This is a genomic window from Pseudomonas sp. L13, assembly GCF_009935965.1.
Lineage (GTDB): Bacteria > Pseudomonadota > Gammaproteobacteria > Pseudomonadales > Pseudomonadaceae > Aquipseudomonas > Aquipseudomonas lactis.
Genome location: NZ_QODJ01000032.1, coordinates 1 through 16,947 on the forward strand (window position 1 = coordinate 1; position 16,947 = coordinate 16,947).

13 protein-coding genes are annotated in these 16,947 nt (G+C 62.6%); 6 read left to right on the forward strand and 7 right to left on the reverse strand.

Annotated features, from left to right (window positions below):
- The first annotated feature begins 283 nt into the window (after positions 1 to 283).
- Together DK871_RS16780 and DK871_RS16785 are read left to right on the forward strand one after the other, a co-directional pair.
- On the forward strand, positions 284 to 1,660 hold the full coding sequence (locus tag DK871_RS16780; protein WP_161905857.1) for a cystathionine beta-synthase: 1,377 nt from the start codon (positions 284 to 286) through the stop codon (positions 1,658 to 1,660).
- Positions 1,657 to 2,823, forward strand: a complete 1,167-nt coding sequence (locus DK871_RS16785; protein WP_161905859.1) for a cystathionine gamma-synthase — start codon at positions 1,657 to 1,659, stop codon at positions 2,821 to 2,823. The genes DK871_RS16780 and DK871_RS16785 overlap by 4 nt, the downstream gene beginning before the upstream one ends.
- 137 nt (positions 2,824 to 2,960) lie before the next feature.
- Here the strand turns inward: DK871_RS16785 and DK871_RS16790 are convergent, their stop codons facing one another.
- Entirely contained in the window at positions 2,961 to 5,159 is a 2,199-nt protein-coding gene (locus tag DK871_RS16790) for an OsmC domain/YcaO domain-containing protein (RefSeq protein ID WP_161905860.1), read from the reverse strand.
- A gap of 163 nt (positions 5,160 to 5,322) precedes the next feature.
- Here DK871_RS16790 and DK871_RS16795 point away from each other — a divergent pair, with 163 nt between their 5' ends.
- Entirely contained in the window at positions 5,323 to 5,883 is a 561-nt protein-coding gene (locus DK871_RS16795; RefSeq protein ID WP_161905862.1) for a cysteine hydrolase family protein, read from the forward strand.
- 14 nt (positions 5,884 to 5,897) lie between these two features.
- Positions 5,898 to 6,941 carry an FAD-binding oxidoreductase gene (locus DK871_RS16800; RefSeq protein ID WP_161905864.1) on the forward strand — a complete coding sequence of 348 codons (1,044 nt, stop codon included), beginning with the start codon at positions 5,898 to 5,900 and terminating at the stop codon, positions 6,939 to 6,941.
- Positions 6,942 to 6,947: 6 nt separating this feature from the next.
- On the opposite strand, the gene DK871_RS16805 is transcribed toward DK871_RS16800, so the two are convergent.
- Genes DK871_RS16805 through DK871_RS16815 form a run of 3 tightly spaced genes read right to left on the reverse strand, consistent with a single transcriptional unit; the run spans position 6,948 to position 8,417 of the window.
- On the reverse strand, positions 6,948 to 7,397 hold the full coding sequence (locus DK871_RS16805; RefSeq protein WP_161905866.1) for an NUDIX hydrolase: 450 nt from the start codon (positions 7,395 to 7,397) through the stop codon (positions 6,948 to 6,950).
- Positions 7,390 to 8,187 carry a nucleotidyltransferase domain-containing protein gene (locus DK871_RS16810; RefSeq protein ID WP_161905867.1) on the reverse strand — a complete coding sequence of 266 codons (798 nt, stop codon included), beginning with the start codon at positions 8,185 to 8,187 and terminating at the stop codon, positions 7,390 to 7,392. Before DK871_RS16810 ends, DK871_RS16805 begins: the two co-directional genes overlap by 8 nt.
- Positions 8,184 to 8,417 carry an AAA family ATPase gene (locus DK871_RS16815; protein WP_161905868.1) on the reverse strand — a complete coding sequence of 78 codons (234 nt, stop codon included), beginning with the start codon at positions 8,415 to 8,417 and terminating at the stop codon, positions 8,184 to 8,186. Before DK871_RS16815 ends, DK871_RS16810 begins: the two co-directional genes overlap by 4 nt.
- Before the next feature lie 713 nt (positions 8,418 to 9,130).
- Between DK871_RS16815 and DK871_RS16820 the strand changes: the two genes are divergently transcribed.
- Positions 9,131 to 9,556, forward strand: a complete 426-nt coding sequence (locus DK871_RS16820; protein ID WP_161905870.1) for a DUF2231 domain-containing protein — start codon at positions 9,131 to 9,133, stop codon at positions 9,554 to 9,556.
- A complete protein-coding gene (locus DK871_RS16825) occupies positions 9,553 to 10,845 on the forward strand; it encodes a sorbosone dehydrogenase family protein (protein WP_161905872.1) in 1,293 nt (430 codons plus the stop codon). Before DK871_RS16820 ends, DK871_RS16825 begins: the two co-directional genes overlap by 4 nt.
- Before the next feature lie 263 nt (positions 10,846 to 11,108).
- Here the strand turns inward: DK871_RS16825 and DK871_RS16830 are convergent, their stop codons facing one another.
- From DK871_RS16830 to DK871_RS16840, 3 genes are read right to left on the reverse strand one after another with little or no spacing between them, the layout of a single operon-like run.
- Positions 11,109 to 12,563, reverse strand: a complete 1,455-nt coding sequence (locus DK871_RS16830; protein WP_161905873.1) for an efflux transporter outer membrane subunit — start codon at positions 12,561 to 12,563, stop codon at positions 11,109 to 11,111.
- Positions 12,560 to 15,736, reverse strand: coding sequence for an efflux RND transporter permease subunit (locus DK871_RS16835; RefSeq protein ID WP_161905875.1), 3,177 nt, complete (start codon positions 15,734 to 15,736; stop codon positions 12,560 to 12,562). The genes DK871_RS16830 and DK871_RS16835 overlap by 4 nt, the downstream gene beginning before the upstream one ends.
- Complete coding sequence (locus tag DK871_RS16840; RefSeq protein ID WP_161905877.1) at positions 15,733 to 16,899, reverse strand: efflux RND transporter periplasmic adaptor subunit; 1,167 nt, start codon at positions 16,897 to 16,899, stop codon at positions 15,733 to 15,735. The genes DK871_RS16835 and DK871_RS16840 overlap by 4 nt, the downstream gene beginning before the upstream one ends.
- Positions 16,900 to 16,947 lie beyond the last annotated feature (48 nt).

Sequence of the window (16,947 nt, forward strand, 5' to 3'; positions counted from 1 at the left end):
TATGTACACAATCCAACTGTGTTGACTGCCAGGCCGCCTTCGCAGGCAAGCCAGCTCCCACATTTGGATCGCGGGGCGTCAGCTAGATAAGCGTTGGCTTTCAGGCCGCTTTCGCGAGCAAACCCGCTCCCGCAGTTTGATTGCGCGCCTTCCCCCCATGCGGCAAAAAAAGTCATCCAACGGACGCCCGGTTGCGGCACCGTCAATACCGGCCTATGTTCCAAGCCATACTGCGCTTTTTGCTGTCCCCCGCCCTACGCCCATCCCGTAACCAGGAGACGACATGCCCACGCCTTCACGCCCTGCCGTACTTGAGCTGATCGGCAACACTCCGCTGGTCAAGGTCAGCCGCTTCGATACCGGCCCCTGCACGCTGTTTCTCAAGCTTGAATCGCAAAACCCCGGCGGTTCCATCAAGGATCGCATCGGCCTGGCGATGATCGACGCCGCTGAGCGCGACGGTCGTTTGCGCCCTGGCGGTACCATCATTGAAGCCACCGCCGGCAATACCGGCCTGGGCCTGGCGCTGGTGGGCCGGGCCAAGGGTTACCGGGTGGTGTTGGTGGTGCCCGACAAGATGTCCACGGAAAAGGTGCTGCACCTCAAGGCCATGGGCGCCGAGGTGCATATCACCCGTTCCGATGTGGGCAAGGGCCACCCCGAGTATTACCAGGACGTGGCAGCACGTTTGGCCAAGGATATTCCAGGCTCGTTCTTCGCCGACCAGTTCAATAACCCGGCCAACCCCTTGGCCCACGAGACCAGCACCGCGCCGGAGATCTGGGCGCAGACCCAGCACGATGTGGACGCGATTGTGGTGGGCGTTGGCTCGGCCGGCACCCTCACCGGTTTGACGCGTTTCTTCAAGCGCGTGCAACCCGAACTGGCCATGGTGCTGGCCGACCCGGTCGGTTCGGTGATGGCCGAATACAGCCGCAGCGGCAAGTTGGAAACCCCTGGTTCCTGGGCGGTGGAAGGCATTGGCGAGGACTTCATCCCCTCGATCGCCGACCTGTCCAGCGTGCGCCACGCCTACTCCATCAGCGATGCAGACAGCTTCGATCACGCCCGCCAATTGCTCAAGGCCGAAGGCATCCTCGGCGGCTCATCCACCGGCACCCTGCTCGCCGCTGCCCTGCGCTACTGCCGCGAGCAAACCGAGCCCAAGCGCGTGGTGACCTTTGTCTGCGACACCGGTACGCGCTATCTGTCCAAGGTTTACAACGACCAGTGGATGAACGACGCCGGCCTGCTGCAGTACAAGCACTACGGCGACCTGCGCGACCTGATCGCACGCCGCTTCGAAGACGGCCGGGTGATCAGCGTGAGCCCCGACGACACCCTGCTCACCGCCTTCCAGCGCATGCGCCTGGCGGACGTGTCGCAACTGCCGGTGCTGGTCGATGGCCAGACCCTGGTGGGCGTGATCGACGAGTCCGACATCCTGCTGGGCCTGCACCACGACGCCGCGGATTTTTCCATGACCGTCGCCAGCGCCATGACCAACACCCTGCACACCCTGGCCCCCAGCGCCAGCCTGGCCGAACTGCAGGCCGAGCTGGATCGCGGCTTGGTCGCCATCATTGCCGACGCCTCAGGCTTTCACGGCCTGATCACCCGCGTCGACCTGCTTAACCACCTACGGAGATCCCTTGCATGAGCCAGCCCGATAAAAGCGCGTTTGCCACCCGTGTGATCCACGCCGGGCAGTCACCCGACCCGACCACGGGCGCGCTGATGCCGCCGATCTACGCCAACTCCACCTACCTGCAAGACAGCCCCGGCGTGCACAAGGGCTTTGACTATGGTCGCTCCCACAACCCCACTCGCTTTGCCCTGGAGCGCTGCGTGGCCGACCTTGAAGGCGGCAGCCAGGCGTTTGCGTTTGCCTCGGGGCTGGCGGCGATCTCCACTGTGTTGGAGCTGCTGGATGCCGGCGCGCATATCGTCTCGGGCAATGACCTGTACGGCGGCACCTTCCGGCTGTTCGACAAGGTGCGCCAGCGCAGTGCCGGGCACCGCTTCAGCTATGTCGACCTCAGCGACTTGTCGGCCTTTGAAGCGTCATTGCAGGACGACACGCGCATGGTCTGGGTCGAAACCCCAAGCAACCCGCTGCTGAGCCTGACCGACCTGCGCGCCGTGGCCCGCATCTGCCGTGCTCGCGGGATTATCTGCGTGGCCGACAACACCTTTGCCAGCCCCTGGATCCAGCGCCCGCTGGAGCTGGGCTTCGACATCGTGGTGCATTCCACCACCAAATACCTCAACGGGCATTCTGATGTGATCGGTGGTATCGCTGTGGTTGGCGACAACGCTGAATTGGCCGAACGCCTGGGCTTCCTGCAAAACTCCATTGGCGCCATCGCCGGGCCGTTCGATGCCTTCCTGACCCTGCGCGGGGTAAAAACCCTGGCGCTGCGCATGGAGCGCCATTGCAGCAATGCCCTGGACCTGGCCACTTGGCTGGAACAACAGCCGCAAGTGTCACGGGTTCACTACCCGGGCTTGGAGTCCCACCCACAGCACGACCTGGCGAAACAGCAGATGCGCGGGTTTGGCGGGATGATTTCAGTGGACTTGAACAGCGACCTCGCCGGCGCGACACGCTTTCTGGAAAACGTGAAGATCTTCGCCCTGGCCGAAAGCCTGGGAGGCGTGGAAAGCCTGATCGAACACCCGGCAATCATGACCCATGCCAGCATCCCGGCGGCGACGCGCGCGCAATTGGGGATTGGCGACGGGCTGGTGCGGCTGTCGGTGGGGGTTGAAGATGTGGAGGATTTGCGCGCCGACCTGGCGCAGGCCTTGGGCCACATCTAACTCAACTTTTCAGGATGGCCTTATGTGGGAGCTGGCTTGCCTGCGATGCAGACACCTCGGTGTGTCTGTTACACCGCAGTGATGCTATCGCAGGCAAGCCAGCTCCCACACAAGCCCGGTCCCACAACGAATTTGTATCAGCCTTGGGTGATGTTGGCCCGCGCTGCATGCAGCTTCTTGTAGCTATCGATCAAGCGCAAATGCCGGTCCAGGCCTTCCAGCTTCATGCTGGTCGGCGTCAGCCCGTAAAAGCGCACGCTGCCCTCGACCGAACCAATCACCGCGTCCATGCGCTCATTACCGAACATACGACGGAAGTTGGCCTCGTAGTCAGCCAGTTCCAAGTCGTCATCCAACTCCATCTCCAGCACCGCGTTCATCGCCTGGTAGAACAACCCACGCTCAACCGTGTTGTCGTTGTACTGCAGGAACATCTCCACGCACTCCTTGGCCTCTTCATACTGCTGCAAGGCCAGGAAGATCAGCAGCTTGAGCTCCAGGATGGTCAGTTGGCCCCACGCCGTGTTGTCATCGAACTCAATGCCAATCAACGTGGTGATATCGGTGTAGTCGTCCAGCTCGCTTTCTATCAGGCGCTCGACCAACGCCTGCAACTCTTCCTCGTTGAGGCGGTGCAGGTTGAGGATGTCTTCGCGGAAAAACAGCGCCTTGTTGGTGTTGTCCCAGATCAGGTCGTCCACCGGGTAGATTTCCGAGTAATCCGGCACCAGGATCCGGCAGGCGGTAGCGCCCAGGTGCTCATACACCGCCATGTACGACTCTTTGCCCATGCCTTCGAGGATGCCGAACAGCGTGGCGGCTTCCTGGGCGTTGGAGTCTTCGCCCTGGCCGGAGAAGTCCCACTCGACGAATTCATAATCGGACTGAGCACTGAAGAAGCGCCACGACACTACGCCGCTGGAATCGATAAAGTGCTCGACGAAGTTGTTCGGCTCGGTGACCGCCTGACCTTCGAAGGTCGGCTGCGGCAGGTCGTTCAAGCCTTCGAAGCTGCGGCCTTGCAGCAGCTCGGTGAGGCTGCGTTCCAGCGCCACTTCCAGGCTGGGGTGCGCGCCGAACGAAGCGAACACGCCGCCGGTACGCGGGTTCATCAAGGTCACGCACATCACCGGGAATTCACCGCCCAGGGACGCATCCTTGACCAGCACCGGAAAGCCCTGGGCTTCCAGGCCTTCGATGCCCGCCAGGATGCCCGGGTACTTGGCCAGCACGTCGGCGGGTACGTCCGGCAGGGCAAATTCGCCTTCGATGATTTCGCGCTTCACCGCCCGCTCGAAAATCTCCGACAGGCACTGCACCTGGGCTTCGGCCAAGGTGTTGCCCGCGCTCATGCCGTTGCTCAGGTAGAGGTTTTCGATCAGGTTGGACGGGAAATACACCACCTCACCATCGGACTGACGCACGAACGGTAGCGAGACAATGCCCCGGGCCTCGTTGCCGGAGTTGGTGTCGAACAGGTGCGAACCGCGCAGCTCGCCCTCGCGGTTGTAGACTTTCAGGCAATAGGCATCGAGGATTTCACTCGGCAGCTCATCGTTGGGGCCCGGCTGGAACCAACGCTCGTCCGGGTAATGCACGAACGGCGCGTTGGCCAGGTCCTCGCCCCAGAACTGGTCGTTGTAGAAGAAGTTGCAGTTCAGACGTTCGATGAACTCGCCCAGCGCCGACGCCAGCGCGCCCTCTTTTGTCGCGCCCTTGCCGTTGGTAAAGCACATCGGCGAATGCGCATCGCGGATATGCAGCGACCACACGTTGGGCACGATATTGCGCCACGACGCGATCTCGATCTTCATGCCCAGGCCGGCGAGAATCGCCGACATGTTGGCGATGGTCTGCTCCAGTGGCAGGTCCTTGCCGGCAATGTACGTGCCCGCTGCGGACGTGGCGTTGGGCATCAACAGCGCCTGGGCATCGGCGTCGAGGTTGTCGACTTCCTCAATCACGAATTCCGGCCCGGCCTGCACCACTTTCTTCACGGTGCAACGGTCGATGGAACGCAGAATGCCCTGGCGGTCCTTGTCGGAAATGTCTGCGGGCAATTCGACCTGGATCTTGAAAATCTGGTTGTAGCGGTTTTCCGGGTCGACGATGTTGTTCTGCGACAGGCGAATATTCTCGGTGGGAATATTGCGCGTCTGGCAGTACAACTTCACAAAATACGCCGCACACAACGCCGACGAAGCCAGGAAGTAGTCGAATGGCCCCGGTGCCGAACCATCGCCCTTGTAGCGGATGGGCTGGTCGGCAATGACCGTGAAGTCATCGAACTTGGCTTCAAGCCGAAGGTTGTCGAGAAAGTTGACCTTAATTTCCATGCGGGCACACCAGAATAACGAGCTAAACAAATTGGCCGCCATTATGAAGCGTTTCGCCGGGAAGTCTCAGGGTTTTGCGTATCGGCTGCCGATCGGTGCTAACGTCCAACCTGTGGGCCGCGTTGCGCCAGTTAGATAATGTTCACCTCTGCCAGGACAGGCCATGAAACCGATAGCGACGAACGCCGCACTGTTGATCATCGATATGCAAAAAGGCATGGCCGATCCCACCCTTGGGCGACGCAACAACCCAGACGCCGAGCTGCGCATACAGCAATTGCTCAACGCCTGGCGCCAGGCGCAACGGCCCATCATCCATGTGCGGCATATTTCCCGCTCTGGCGCTTCGGTGTTCCGGCCAGGCCAGCCCGGCTGTGAGTTCCAGGATGCGCTGCACCCCCTGGCCCACGAGCATGTGGTGGAAAAAAACGTACCGGATGCATTCAGCGCCACGGGCCTGGAGCGCTGGCTGCACCTGCGCTCGATCCAACAGTTGGTGATCGTCGGCGTCATCACCAACAATTCAGTGGAATCCACCGCACGCTCGGGAGGCAACCTGGGGTTCGACGTGATCGTGGCGGCGGATGCGTGTTTTACCTTCGATCAAACCGACTTGTCGGGGCGGCTGTGGGCTGCTGAAGATGTACACGCGCTGTCGCTCAGTAATTTGGCGATGGACTATGCCAGGGTGTTTAACACCGGGGAAATCCTGGGCAATCACTGACAAGGAAGACAGATATGACTCAGGGCAAACGTATTGTGGTCATTGGCGCCGGTATCGTGGGAGCTTCACTGGCCTACCACCTGGCCAGCAAGGGCGCGAATGTGACGGTGGTCGATGCTGGCGACGTTGCGTCCGGGGTCACGGCCACGTCATTCGCCTGGCTCAACACCACCCACGACGCGCCTGACCCCATTGCCTCTTTGCGCGGTGCAACTATCCACGAATATCATCGCTTGGAACAGGAACTGCCCAGCGTGAACGTTCGTTGGACAGGCGCCCTGTGTTACGGCACGAACACCCAACCGGCGATGGCTTTACGGGTCACCCGCGAGCGTATTCGCGAACTTGAACCGCAGTTGAAAAACCCGCCCGAGCACGCGCAGTTCAAAGCCGAAGAAGGCGCGTTGGATGCGGTACACACCACCCAGGCGTTAATAACGGGGGCCCAGGCCCACGGCGCCAAGCTGCTGACGCATACGCCGGTGCTGGGTTTCAAGACTCAGGGCTCACAGGTCACCGGCGTTGAAACCCGCCTAGGCGTCATCAATGCTGACGTAGTGGTGCTCGCAGCCGGAACGGGCACCCCAGCGCTAACGAAGCTGCTGGGTTTTCCTTTGCCGATTGACGCCTCCCCCGCGATCTTTATCCGCTACAGCGCCCCGTCCGGCATTGTTCGCACGCTTATTTCCAATGCGGCAATGGAGGTGCGCGAAAGTGCCGAAGGCACCTGGCTGGCGGCGGAAGACTACCTGAGCGATGCCCCGCACAACCAACCGGCCGCCATTGCCCAGCGCACCGCCCGCGCCATTGCCGATGAGCTCGAAGGGGTCACGTCTATCGAGCCACAATTGGCCTGCGTCGGGCTCAGGCCCATACCGGCAGATGGCATTCCCATCATTGGCGAGTTGCCAGGCCTGAGCAGTGTGTATGTCTGCGCGATGCATCCTGGGGTAACGCTGGCGGCCATCGTCGGGCGGCTGGCCAGTGAGGAGATCATGGATGACAGGGCCTGCCCCGCCCTGGCCGCTTGCAGGCCCCAGCGATTCTTTCCCCGCTAGGAGCGCCTAAAACACCCCGGCATCCTCCAGCATTTGCGGCAACGCCTGCGGCCATACCGTATCGCTCGTTGCGCGCAGCGCCTGTGCCGACCACCAGCGATGGTCCGCCATCACCTGCGCCTCCTGCTCCGTCCACTCGGCCCTGGATAACGCCTCGCTGGGCGCATGCACCACGAAATACCGCTCAACCGCCAGCACCGTTTCGCCGCAGGGTAGCATCAAGGTCACGTTGCGCTCTGCTACACATTCCCCGACGCTGCTCACCGTGATCCCGGTCTCTTCGCGCAACTCACGAATCGCGGCGCTGTGAAAGGTCTCCCCGGCCTCAACGCCACCGCCCGGCGTGGCCCAGTAATCCTGGCCGGCCAAGGCGCCTTCTTTGTGCACGAAGCGAAACAGCAACACTTGCTGTGCAGGGTTTATGACCAGTAATCGTGCGGCTTTGCGTTCACGCATCAGATTGATTCCTTTCTATGACTGCCGAATTCATCCAGCTCAAAAACGCCCGCAGGCGTGTCGTAAATGCCTCGCCCTCGGCGCTCGGGTTGCGTGCCTCAAACAGGAAGTAGGCGATTTGCACGCGCATGGTCGGGTAATACTGAACGAACAGCCCGACGTAGTCTTCCAGGGTTTGCGGCCAGTTTTGCGCATCTTCCGCTCGCAGGGTGTGGGTAGCGCGGATCAAGGCCCGCGATGCTTCCCGCTGCAGGCGATAGCGTGTGCGTTCAGTGCTGGCTTGTTCGATGCGCACCAGATACGCCGTAAGCACCTGTTCAAAATCGCCGTTGACCGCCAGGGCGATGGCGCGGGACGGGCGAAACGGTTCGAAGTGCAGTGACAGGTCTTCACCCCAGATACAGCGACAATGATGTTTGAGCCAAAAGCCCCAACCGTTTCGGTTTTCGGGCGCCAACACTTGGGCGCAGTGGCCGATGTCGAAGTCGATCTTGGTGACTTGGGGATGCCGTTGCTCCAAGGCGAGCCGGGCCGACTCCAATTGTTCAAGCACGGGCGCATCCGGTGGTTCGACCAGTATCAGGGAAAGGTCAAGATCAGAAACGCCGATCTCACCTTCACCCCGTGCGATGCTGCCATACAGGTAAATCCCGTGCAGCCCCAGCGCAGGCTGGGACAGGGTGGCGCAGATGTCCGCCAGCAGGGGCTGGAACTCGGGTTGTATAGGCCCATCGGAGACGTTGAGGATATAGCCGTCGGCATCAATGCCTGCAGGTTTTTGGGTGTTCACGGGCGGTGCACCTCAATCACCAGACCTTCCTCTTCACTCGGCACACTGAAATGGCGAGTGATCAGGTCGAACTCGGCATCGGTGGCGGCAAAATCGTGGTCACCCCGGGCGTTGCGCGCGTGCAGGCGGTCTTCGCTGAGCACAATGGCCCCATGCTCGGCAGCCAGGGTTTTGGCGAGTGTGGACTTACCGGATGCGATCTTGCCGCAGAGCAGATGCAGAGTGGGCATAACGCGATTCCTCATGTCGGGCCAGGAAGGATGAGTCATCTAGCCGCTGTGGTAAACAGATGCAGGCATAGGTATCTACATAACTTTGTGGGCTGTAGCAGCAGACGCTAACCACGATGCGAAGCGAGCCGCTCTTGATCTGCTTTTGATCTTAGGCGCCCCGTCAAACCACGCTGGCCGGAATTCGACAGGGATTTGGGGGGTATGCCGGTTTAGCCGCCCCGCGCCATGGATGGCGCGTGGCGGCGGCCCCCCAAATCACTGGCGGATTACGGGCACACCGAGCCTAAGCGAGGTGCCGAGTGGTGGGGCAAGAGCGCTTTGCTTACTTTCGCCTGGGCCGGCATTCCGGCTTTTCGAAAGTGAGCCGCCGTCAGGGCGGAACCCTAAGTGGCCGTTACCGAAGGAATGGATATGTACACAGTCCAACTGTGTTGACTGTCAGGCCGCCTTCGCAGGCAAGCCAGCTCCCACATTGGGATCGTGGGGGGTCAGGTAGATAGCCGTCGGCTGTCAGGCCGTCACGGGAGCAAGCTCCCTCGCCACAGGTCAACATTGTGTAGATACCCATGCATATGCAGGAGAACGCCGGATCGAAACACACCTCGACACGCCCTCCCAGTGAACTTTCTTACAAGTGCCATGCTCCTTTCCTATGCGAAGTCAGCGCACCCTGAGTCCAGGGTGCAGAACGATAAGGAGCCGCCACCACCATGACTACCCTCCCCACTTACCCCGTCGTCAGGCCCGGGCCGTTGCACGGAACTTTGCTTGCCGGCACCGTGCCGTTGTTTCTCGGAGCCTTGCTCAGTGATATCGCCTACGGCCAGACCTACCAGATTCAATGGGCCAATTTCGCCTCCTGGCTGATCGCAGGAGCCTTGGTGTTCTGTGGTTTTGCCCTGCTGTTTGCGCTGGTCAACCTGGTACGCGCCGAACACAAGGGCGGGCGCCCGGTGGCGTACTTCCTGTTGTTGCTGGGCACTTGGGTGCTTGGACTGGTGAACGCCTTCCAGCATGCCAAGGATGCCTACGCCATGATGCCCACCGGCTTGGTGCTGTCGGCGATCGTCACCGTGCTGGCGATTGTTGCCACCTGGATCGGCTTGACCAACTTGCGCTCAGGAGCTGCCCGATGAAACCACTCAACACACTGACCCTGCTCAGCGCCGCCCTGTTGCTGAGTGCCTGTGGCGGCGAAGGTGACAAGATCCAGGCGCGCGGCCCTGACCCCAAACTGCCCGAGCAACAAAGCAGCCTGTTGCCGAGCATGAAGATTGCCGAGCCTACGCCGTGGGGCGATCAAAAGCCCAAGGTGCCCGAAGGCTACAGCGTGACCGCCATTGCCACTGACCTGGCGATCCCGCGCCAGACCCTGGTACTGCCCAACGGCGATATCCTGGTGGCCGAAGGCCGTGGCGGCAGCGCGGCCAAGCTCAAGCCCAAGGACGTGATCGCCAGTGTGATCAAGGCCCAGGGCAACACCCAGGTCAAAGGCGGCAACCGCCTTACGCTGCTGCGTGACGCTGACGGTGACGGCACCTATGAACTCAAGACGGTATTCGCCGATAACCTCAACGCCCCTTACGGCCTGGCATTCGCCGACGGCAAGCTGTATGTGGCCAACCAGGATGCACTGGTGCGTTTTGACTACGCCGACGGCCAGACCAAGGCCAGCGCGCCGCCCGTCAAAGTCACCGACCTGCCGGCGCAGATCAACCATCACTGGACCAAGTCGTTGGCCGTGAGTGAGGACGGGCGTCAGCTGTATGTGGGCATCGGTTCCAACAGCAACATCACCGAACGCGGCATGGAAGTGGAGATCGACCGCGCAATGGTCTGGCAGATCGATGCCGCCACCGGCGCGCATAAGCCCTACGCTACGGGCCTGCGCAATCCGACGGCGCTGACCATCCAACCGGGCTCCGGGCAACTGTGGACGGTGGTCAACGAGCGCGATGAACTGGGCCCCGACCTGGTGCCGGACTACCTGACCTCGGTGCGCGAAGGTGCCTTCTACGGCTGGCCCTACAGCTACTGGGGCCAGAACGTCGACCCGCGCGCACAACCGCAGAACCCGGCCAAGGTGGCTGCGGCGATCAAGCCCGATTACAGCCTGGGCTCCCACGTGGCCGCGCTGGGCGTGGATTTCTCCATCCCCGCCCTGGGTGAAAAATTCGCTGACGGCGTGTTTGTCGGCGAGCACGGCAGTTGGAACCGTGACAACCCAGTGGGCTACAAAGTCATCTTCGTACCGTTCAGCAACGGCAAACCGGCGGGCGAGCCCATCGACTTTGCCACCGGCTTTCGCGGCGACGACGGCAAAACCCGTGGCCGCCCGGTTGGGGTGACCGTGGACCCCAAAGGCGCGCTGATCATTGCTGACGACTTGGCCAATACTGTGTGGCGAGTCACACGTAACCAATAATCGAGGAACTACGCAACGGGGTAGTGAGACTGATGTATAGGCGGCCTGATCCAACATGCTGTTCGGCGGTCAGGCTGACATTGGGCGCACACAAGGTCTGTGCCAGGCGCAGATTTTGTGGGCGATGCATGGCCAATGTGGGAGCTGGCTTGCCTGCGAAAGCGGTGGTTCAGTTAAAGATTCTGTCACTGACATACCGCCTTCGCGAGCAAGCCCCCTCACACAGGCCCACCGTCGTATGATCGCTGTGTGATACCTAGCCGTTACCGCAACACAGCAGCAGCCCCGCTACACGCCTGCCCCGCCCGCTCGCAGATCTCCCAGCCGCCCCCCAGCGCCTTATAGATCCCCACCACCGCCAAGCGCTGTTCCGTGCGCGCCGCGGTCAACGCGCGGCGGCTGGTAAAGTCGGCACGTTCGGCCTCAAGCACATCCAGGTACACGCCCTCGCCTTGCGCAAACCGCTCACGCGCAAAGTTGGCGGCCTCACGATTGGCCGCCGCCTCCAGCAGCCGCAAGCCCAGGGTGTTGCCGGCCGTGCGGTTGGCCTGGAACGCATCATCGGTTTCCTGCAGGGCCCGCAACACGGTCTGGTCATAAGCAATCAAGGCCGCCTGGGTGCGCGCCTCGCTGGCGGCAATCCGCGCGCGCATGCGGCCGGTGTCCAGCAGCGACCAGCGAATCACCGGCGCGATAAAGTTCGACTGCATGCCCGCATCGCCCAGGGCGCTGAGGCTTCCGGCCAGCAAACCGATGGAGCCCTGCACCTGAATGTCCGGATACAAGCCAGCGGTTTCCACGCCGATCTGCGCGGTCGCGGCCGCCAGCGTGCGTTCGGCCGCGGCAATATCGGCGCGGCGCGCCAGCAAGCCGGCCGGGTCTCCCACCTGCAGCGTGCGCAGGTTCAAGGTTTCACGCCCAGGCCGGGCCTGCGGTGGCTTGAACCCTTGAGGCGCTTGCCCCAGCAGCACCGCCAGCGCATTGGTTGCCCTGGCGCGACGTCGCTCCAGGTCAGGCGCTACCGCTTCCACATTGCGCAACAAGGCCTCGGCGCGCAGCCGGTCGAATTCGGTGGCGGCGCCGACGCTGACCATCTGCCCCACCAGGCCCAGGCTGTCGCGCTGGCTCTGGCTGATATCCGCAACCACGGCCTGTTCGGCTTCGATGCCTTGCAGGTCAAACCAAGTCGCCGCGACAGTCGCCGCGACGCTCGCTTGCACGTTGCGCAATAACGCCTGACGCGACCCCGCCTGGGCCTGGGCCGCCTCCACCGAGCGACGCACGCGGCCAAACAAGTCGATTTCCCAGGCCGCATCCACCGCCGCGCGGGTGGTTTCAATGGAGCGCTGCTCGCCGAACGGGGTCTCTACCTCGCTGCGCTTGCGGTGCTCGTAGCCCAGGGCGGCGCCGCCGCTGGGCAGAAAGCCTTGGCGGCTTTCACGCAGCAGCGCCTTGGCTTCGTCCAGGCGTGCGGCGGCGATGCCGATGTCGTGGTTGGCCGCCAGTGCCTGCTGGATCAATTGGCTCAGTGCGGGCTCATCGAACACCTGCCACCACTGCACCTCCACCTCGCCCGGACCAAGCCCGGCGATGGGCGCGCCAAAGCTCGTCGCCCGTTGCGCAGCGGGCAGCACCGGCGCGGAATAGTCCGGCCCTACCGAACCGCAACCGGCCAGCAGGGTCAACGACAACAGAAAAGCTGGATACGCCTGTTTCATGATGCGCTCTCCTTTAGCTGCACCTTCGGGCTCGCCCCCTGGCGCTGCACGCGCAGCGCCAGGCTGCGCATCACCACATAGAACACCGGCGTGAGGAACAGACCGAACAGCGTCACGCCCAACATCCCGGCAAACACCGCAACCCCCATGGCATGGCGCATCTCGGCGCCTGCCCCACTGGCAAACACCAGCGGCACCACGCCGGCAATAAACGCCAGGGACGTCATCAGGATCGGACGCAGGCGCAATTGACACGCATGGATCACCGCTTCCAAGGGGCTGGCGCCTTCAGCTTCGAGGCTGCGGGCAAACTCGACGATCAGGATGGCGTTCTTCGCCGCCAGGCCCACCAACACCACCAACCCGATCTGCACGAACACGTTGTTGTCGCCATCCACCAGCCACACGCCGAGGATTGCGCTGAGCAGGCACATGGGCACGATCAGCAACACCGCCAACGGCAGCAGCCAACTGTTGTACTGCGCGGCGAGGATCAAATACGCCAGCAACACACACAGCGGGAAAATAAACAGCGCCGATGACCCGGCAAGTTTTTGCTGGTAGGTCAGGTCTGTCCATTCATAGGTCACGCCCTCGGGCAGTACCTCCTGGGCCAAGCGTTCCATAAGCGCAACCGCCTGCCCCGAGCTGACCCCTGGCATTGCGCCGCCAGAGATATCCGCCGACGGATAGCCGTTGTAGTGAATCACCCGGTCAGGCCCGGAGCTCGGCGTGACCGTGACGAACGCTGACAACGGCAGCATGTCCCCAGCGGCGTTGCGCACCTGCAGACGGCCGATGGCTTCGGCCTGCATGCGGTGGTCTGCATCGGCCTGTGCCGTGACTTTGTAGGTGCGGCCAAACCGGTTGAAGTCGTTGACATACAGCGACCCCAGGTAGACCTGCAGCGACTCGAACACATCCGCCAGGCGCACGCCCTGGCTCTTGACCTGGGTGCGGTCGATGTCGACATTCAGTTGCGGCGCGTTGACGTCCAGGCTGGTCATCAACCCGGCCACCTGGCCTGACTCGGTGGCTTTGGTCATCAGCACCTGGGTCTGCTGCACCAACGCCTCAAGGCCGACGCCGCCACGGTCCTCCACCTGCAGTTTGAAGCCCCCAGTCACCCCGAGCCCCGGTACCGGCGGCGGTGGGAACACGCCGAGGAAGCCGTCGGGGATGCTCGCAAACTTGGCTTGCAGGCGCCCGGCGATAGCGACCGCTGCCATATCTGGCGAGGTGCGTTCTTTGAACGGATCAAGCATCACGAACATCACCGCCGCATTCGGGACGTTGACGAAACCGTTGACCGACAGCCCCGGGAACGCCACCACACTCTCGACCCCCGGTTCATCCAGGGCGATTTTCGACATTTGCCGCACCACCGCATCGGTACGCTCCAACGAGGCCGCGTTGGGCAGTTGGGCGATGCCGACCAGGTAGTACTTGTCTTGCATCGGCACGAAGCCGGCCGGTACCGCGTTGAAGCCAAACCAGGTCAACGCAAGCAAGCCGCCGTAGGCCAACAGCGCCACGCCGCGACGGCCAACGACCTTGCGCACGGTATTGCCATAGGCTTGCGGCGCACGCTGGAACGGCCGGCCCAGCACCTCAAGCAGCCGCGTGGCGCGCCCCCTCAGGCTGCGCGGGTCGGGCGCCACGGCGGTATGCCGGGGCCGCAGCAACAGACCGGCCAGCGCTGGGCTGAGGGTCAACGAGTTGACCGCCGAGAGGATCGTGGAAATCGCGATGGTCAGCGCAAATTGCCGATAGAACTCGCCTTGCAGGCCACTGAGAAACGCAGTGGGAATGAACACGGCCGCCAACACTGAGGTGATTGCAATGATAGGGCCGGTGACCTCGCCCATGGCCCTTCGCGCAGCCTGCATCGGCTCCTCGCCGTTCTCGATATGCCGCTCGACGTTCTCGACCACCACGATGGCATCGTCGACCACGATGCCAATCGACAGCACCAGGCCGAACAGCGACAAGGTGTTGAGGGAGAAGCCCATCAGGTGCATGACCGCGAAGGTGCCGATGATCGACACCGGCACGGCCATCAAGGGGATCAGCGACGCGCGCCAGTTGCGCAGGAACACCACCACCACGATCACCACCAGCAGGATCGCTTCCATCAGCGTGATGGCCACCGACTCCAGCGAAGCGCGCACAAACACGGTGGGGTCATAAGCAATCCGCGACACCAGCCCCTCGGGGAACTTGGTTTGCAGGCGCTGCATGGTATCGCGCACTGACTGCGCCACATCCAGCGCGTTCGCCCCCGGGCTCTGGATAATTTGCAAGGCCACCGCAGGCTCGCCGTCCAACAGGCTGCGCAGCGCGTAGGCATCGGCGCCCATCTCGATACGGGCCACATCGCGCAAGCGCGTGACCTGGCCGTTATCGCCGGTGCGAATGATGATGTCGCCAAACTGCTCTTCATCCGTCAAGCGCCCCAGGGTATTGACCGTGACCTGAAAGGCCGCACTCGAATCCGGCGACTGGCCGACCGAGCCCGCCGCCACTTGCACGTTCTGCTCGCGCACGGCGCCAATCACATCGCCGGCGGTCAAGCCACGGGCGGCGATCAGGTCTGGGTCGAGCCACAGGCGCATGCTGTATTCACCCGCGCCCCACACCAGCACATCGTTGATCCCCGGCAGGCGCGACAGTTCGTCGCGCACCTGCAGGTAGGCGTAGTTGGAGATGTAGAGCGGGTCGTAACGCTGGTCGGGGGACAGCAGGTGGACCACCATGAGGATGTCCGGCGAGGTCTTTTGCGTGACCACGCCCAGGCGCTGCACCTCTTCGGGCAAGCGCGGCAAAGCCCGCGACACACGGTTCTGCACCTGGATCTGGGCCATGTCCGCGTTGGTGCCCTGGGCGAAGGTCGCGGTCAGGATCATGCGGCCATCGGTGGCCGACTGCGAGGTCATGTAAAGCATGCCCTCGACCCCGGTGATCACCTGCTCCAGCGGCGCTGCCACTGTCTCGGCAATCACCTGCGGGTTGGCCCCCGGATACGACGCAGTCACTTGCACCGTGGGCGGCGTGACGGCCGGGTATTCGCTCAACGGCAAATGGAAGAAGGCCACGATGCCGCCGATCATCATCAACACCGATAGGACGATGGCGAAGATCGGCCGGTCAATGAAAAAGCGTGGGAAGCTCATTGCACGCCCCCCACCGCCAGCGGCGCCTCAAGCGGCTTGCCCTCGATGCTGGCGGCCAGTGGTGTCACCTGCATGCCGGGGCGCACCAGGCCTTTGACGACAATGCGCTCGCCCGGTTGCAGGCCCTGTTCGATGACCCGCAGGCCGTCGACCACCGGGCCCAGTTCGACCGGGCGGTATTCGGTCTTGTCACCTTCACCGACGACCAGTACATAACGGCGGCCCTGGTCGGTGCCGATGGAATGGTCGGCAATCAACACCCGGGGTTGCGCAGCGCCGGTGTCCAGCTTGACCTTGGCAAACAGCCCCGGCGTCAAGCGGCCATCCGGGTTCTCCACCACCGCACGCACGCGCACTGTGCCGGTCTTGCGGTCGGCCGAGTTGGCCAGAAAGTCCACGCGCCCGGCCCGTGCATAGGTCGTATCGTTGAGCATCGCCACCATGACCTTGGCGGCTTGTTCGCCCTTGGACCCCGCGTGCTGCCGCGTCGCTGCCAGCGAATGCAGGTAGGTGCGTTCATCCACATCAAAGTACACATGCAAGGGGTCGATGGAGACAATTGTGGTCAGGGGTGTTTCCCCACGGGTGACATAGTTGCCTTCAGTCACCAATGCGCGGTCGATGCGCCCGCTGATAGGCGCGGTGACGCGGGTGTAACTCAGGTCCAGTTGGGCCGTATCCAGTGCCGCCTTGGCAGCTTCCACCTGCGCCCTGCCGGCGTTCAACGAGGCAATGGCAGTGTCGAGGCGATCACGTGCTACCACTTTTTTGGCGTACAACTGCTCGGCGCGGCCATGCTCGGCCTGGGCCAGTGATGCATTGGCCTGCGCCTCGCGCAAACGCGCCGTGGCGGCGTTAACTGCCGCCTGAAACATGCGCGGATCGATCAAAAACAACGGGCTGCCCTTGGCCACGAACTGGCCTTCGGGCACGCTGACACTTTGCAGATAGCCACTGACTCGCGGGCGCAATTGAACCTGGTCGATGGCGGTCAACGAACCGGTGTATTCCACAAACGGCGTTACCGCACGCGCCACCACCTGGGCCACCGGCACGCCAGGTGGTTGGGCGGCTGCGGCTGGCGGCGCCTTGTCCGAGCATCCGCCCAGCGTTAACGCTACGGCCAACGCCCCGGCAATCAGGCTTACTGGTTTGGTGTACATCGTTCACCCTCCTTGGAATTTTCAAGACAAATCGACACTTGGGTTTTT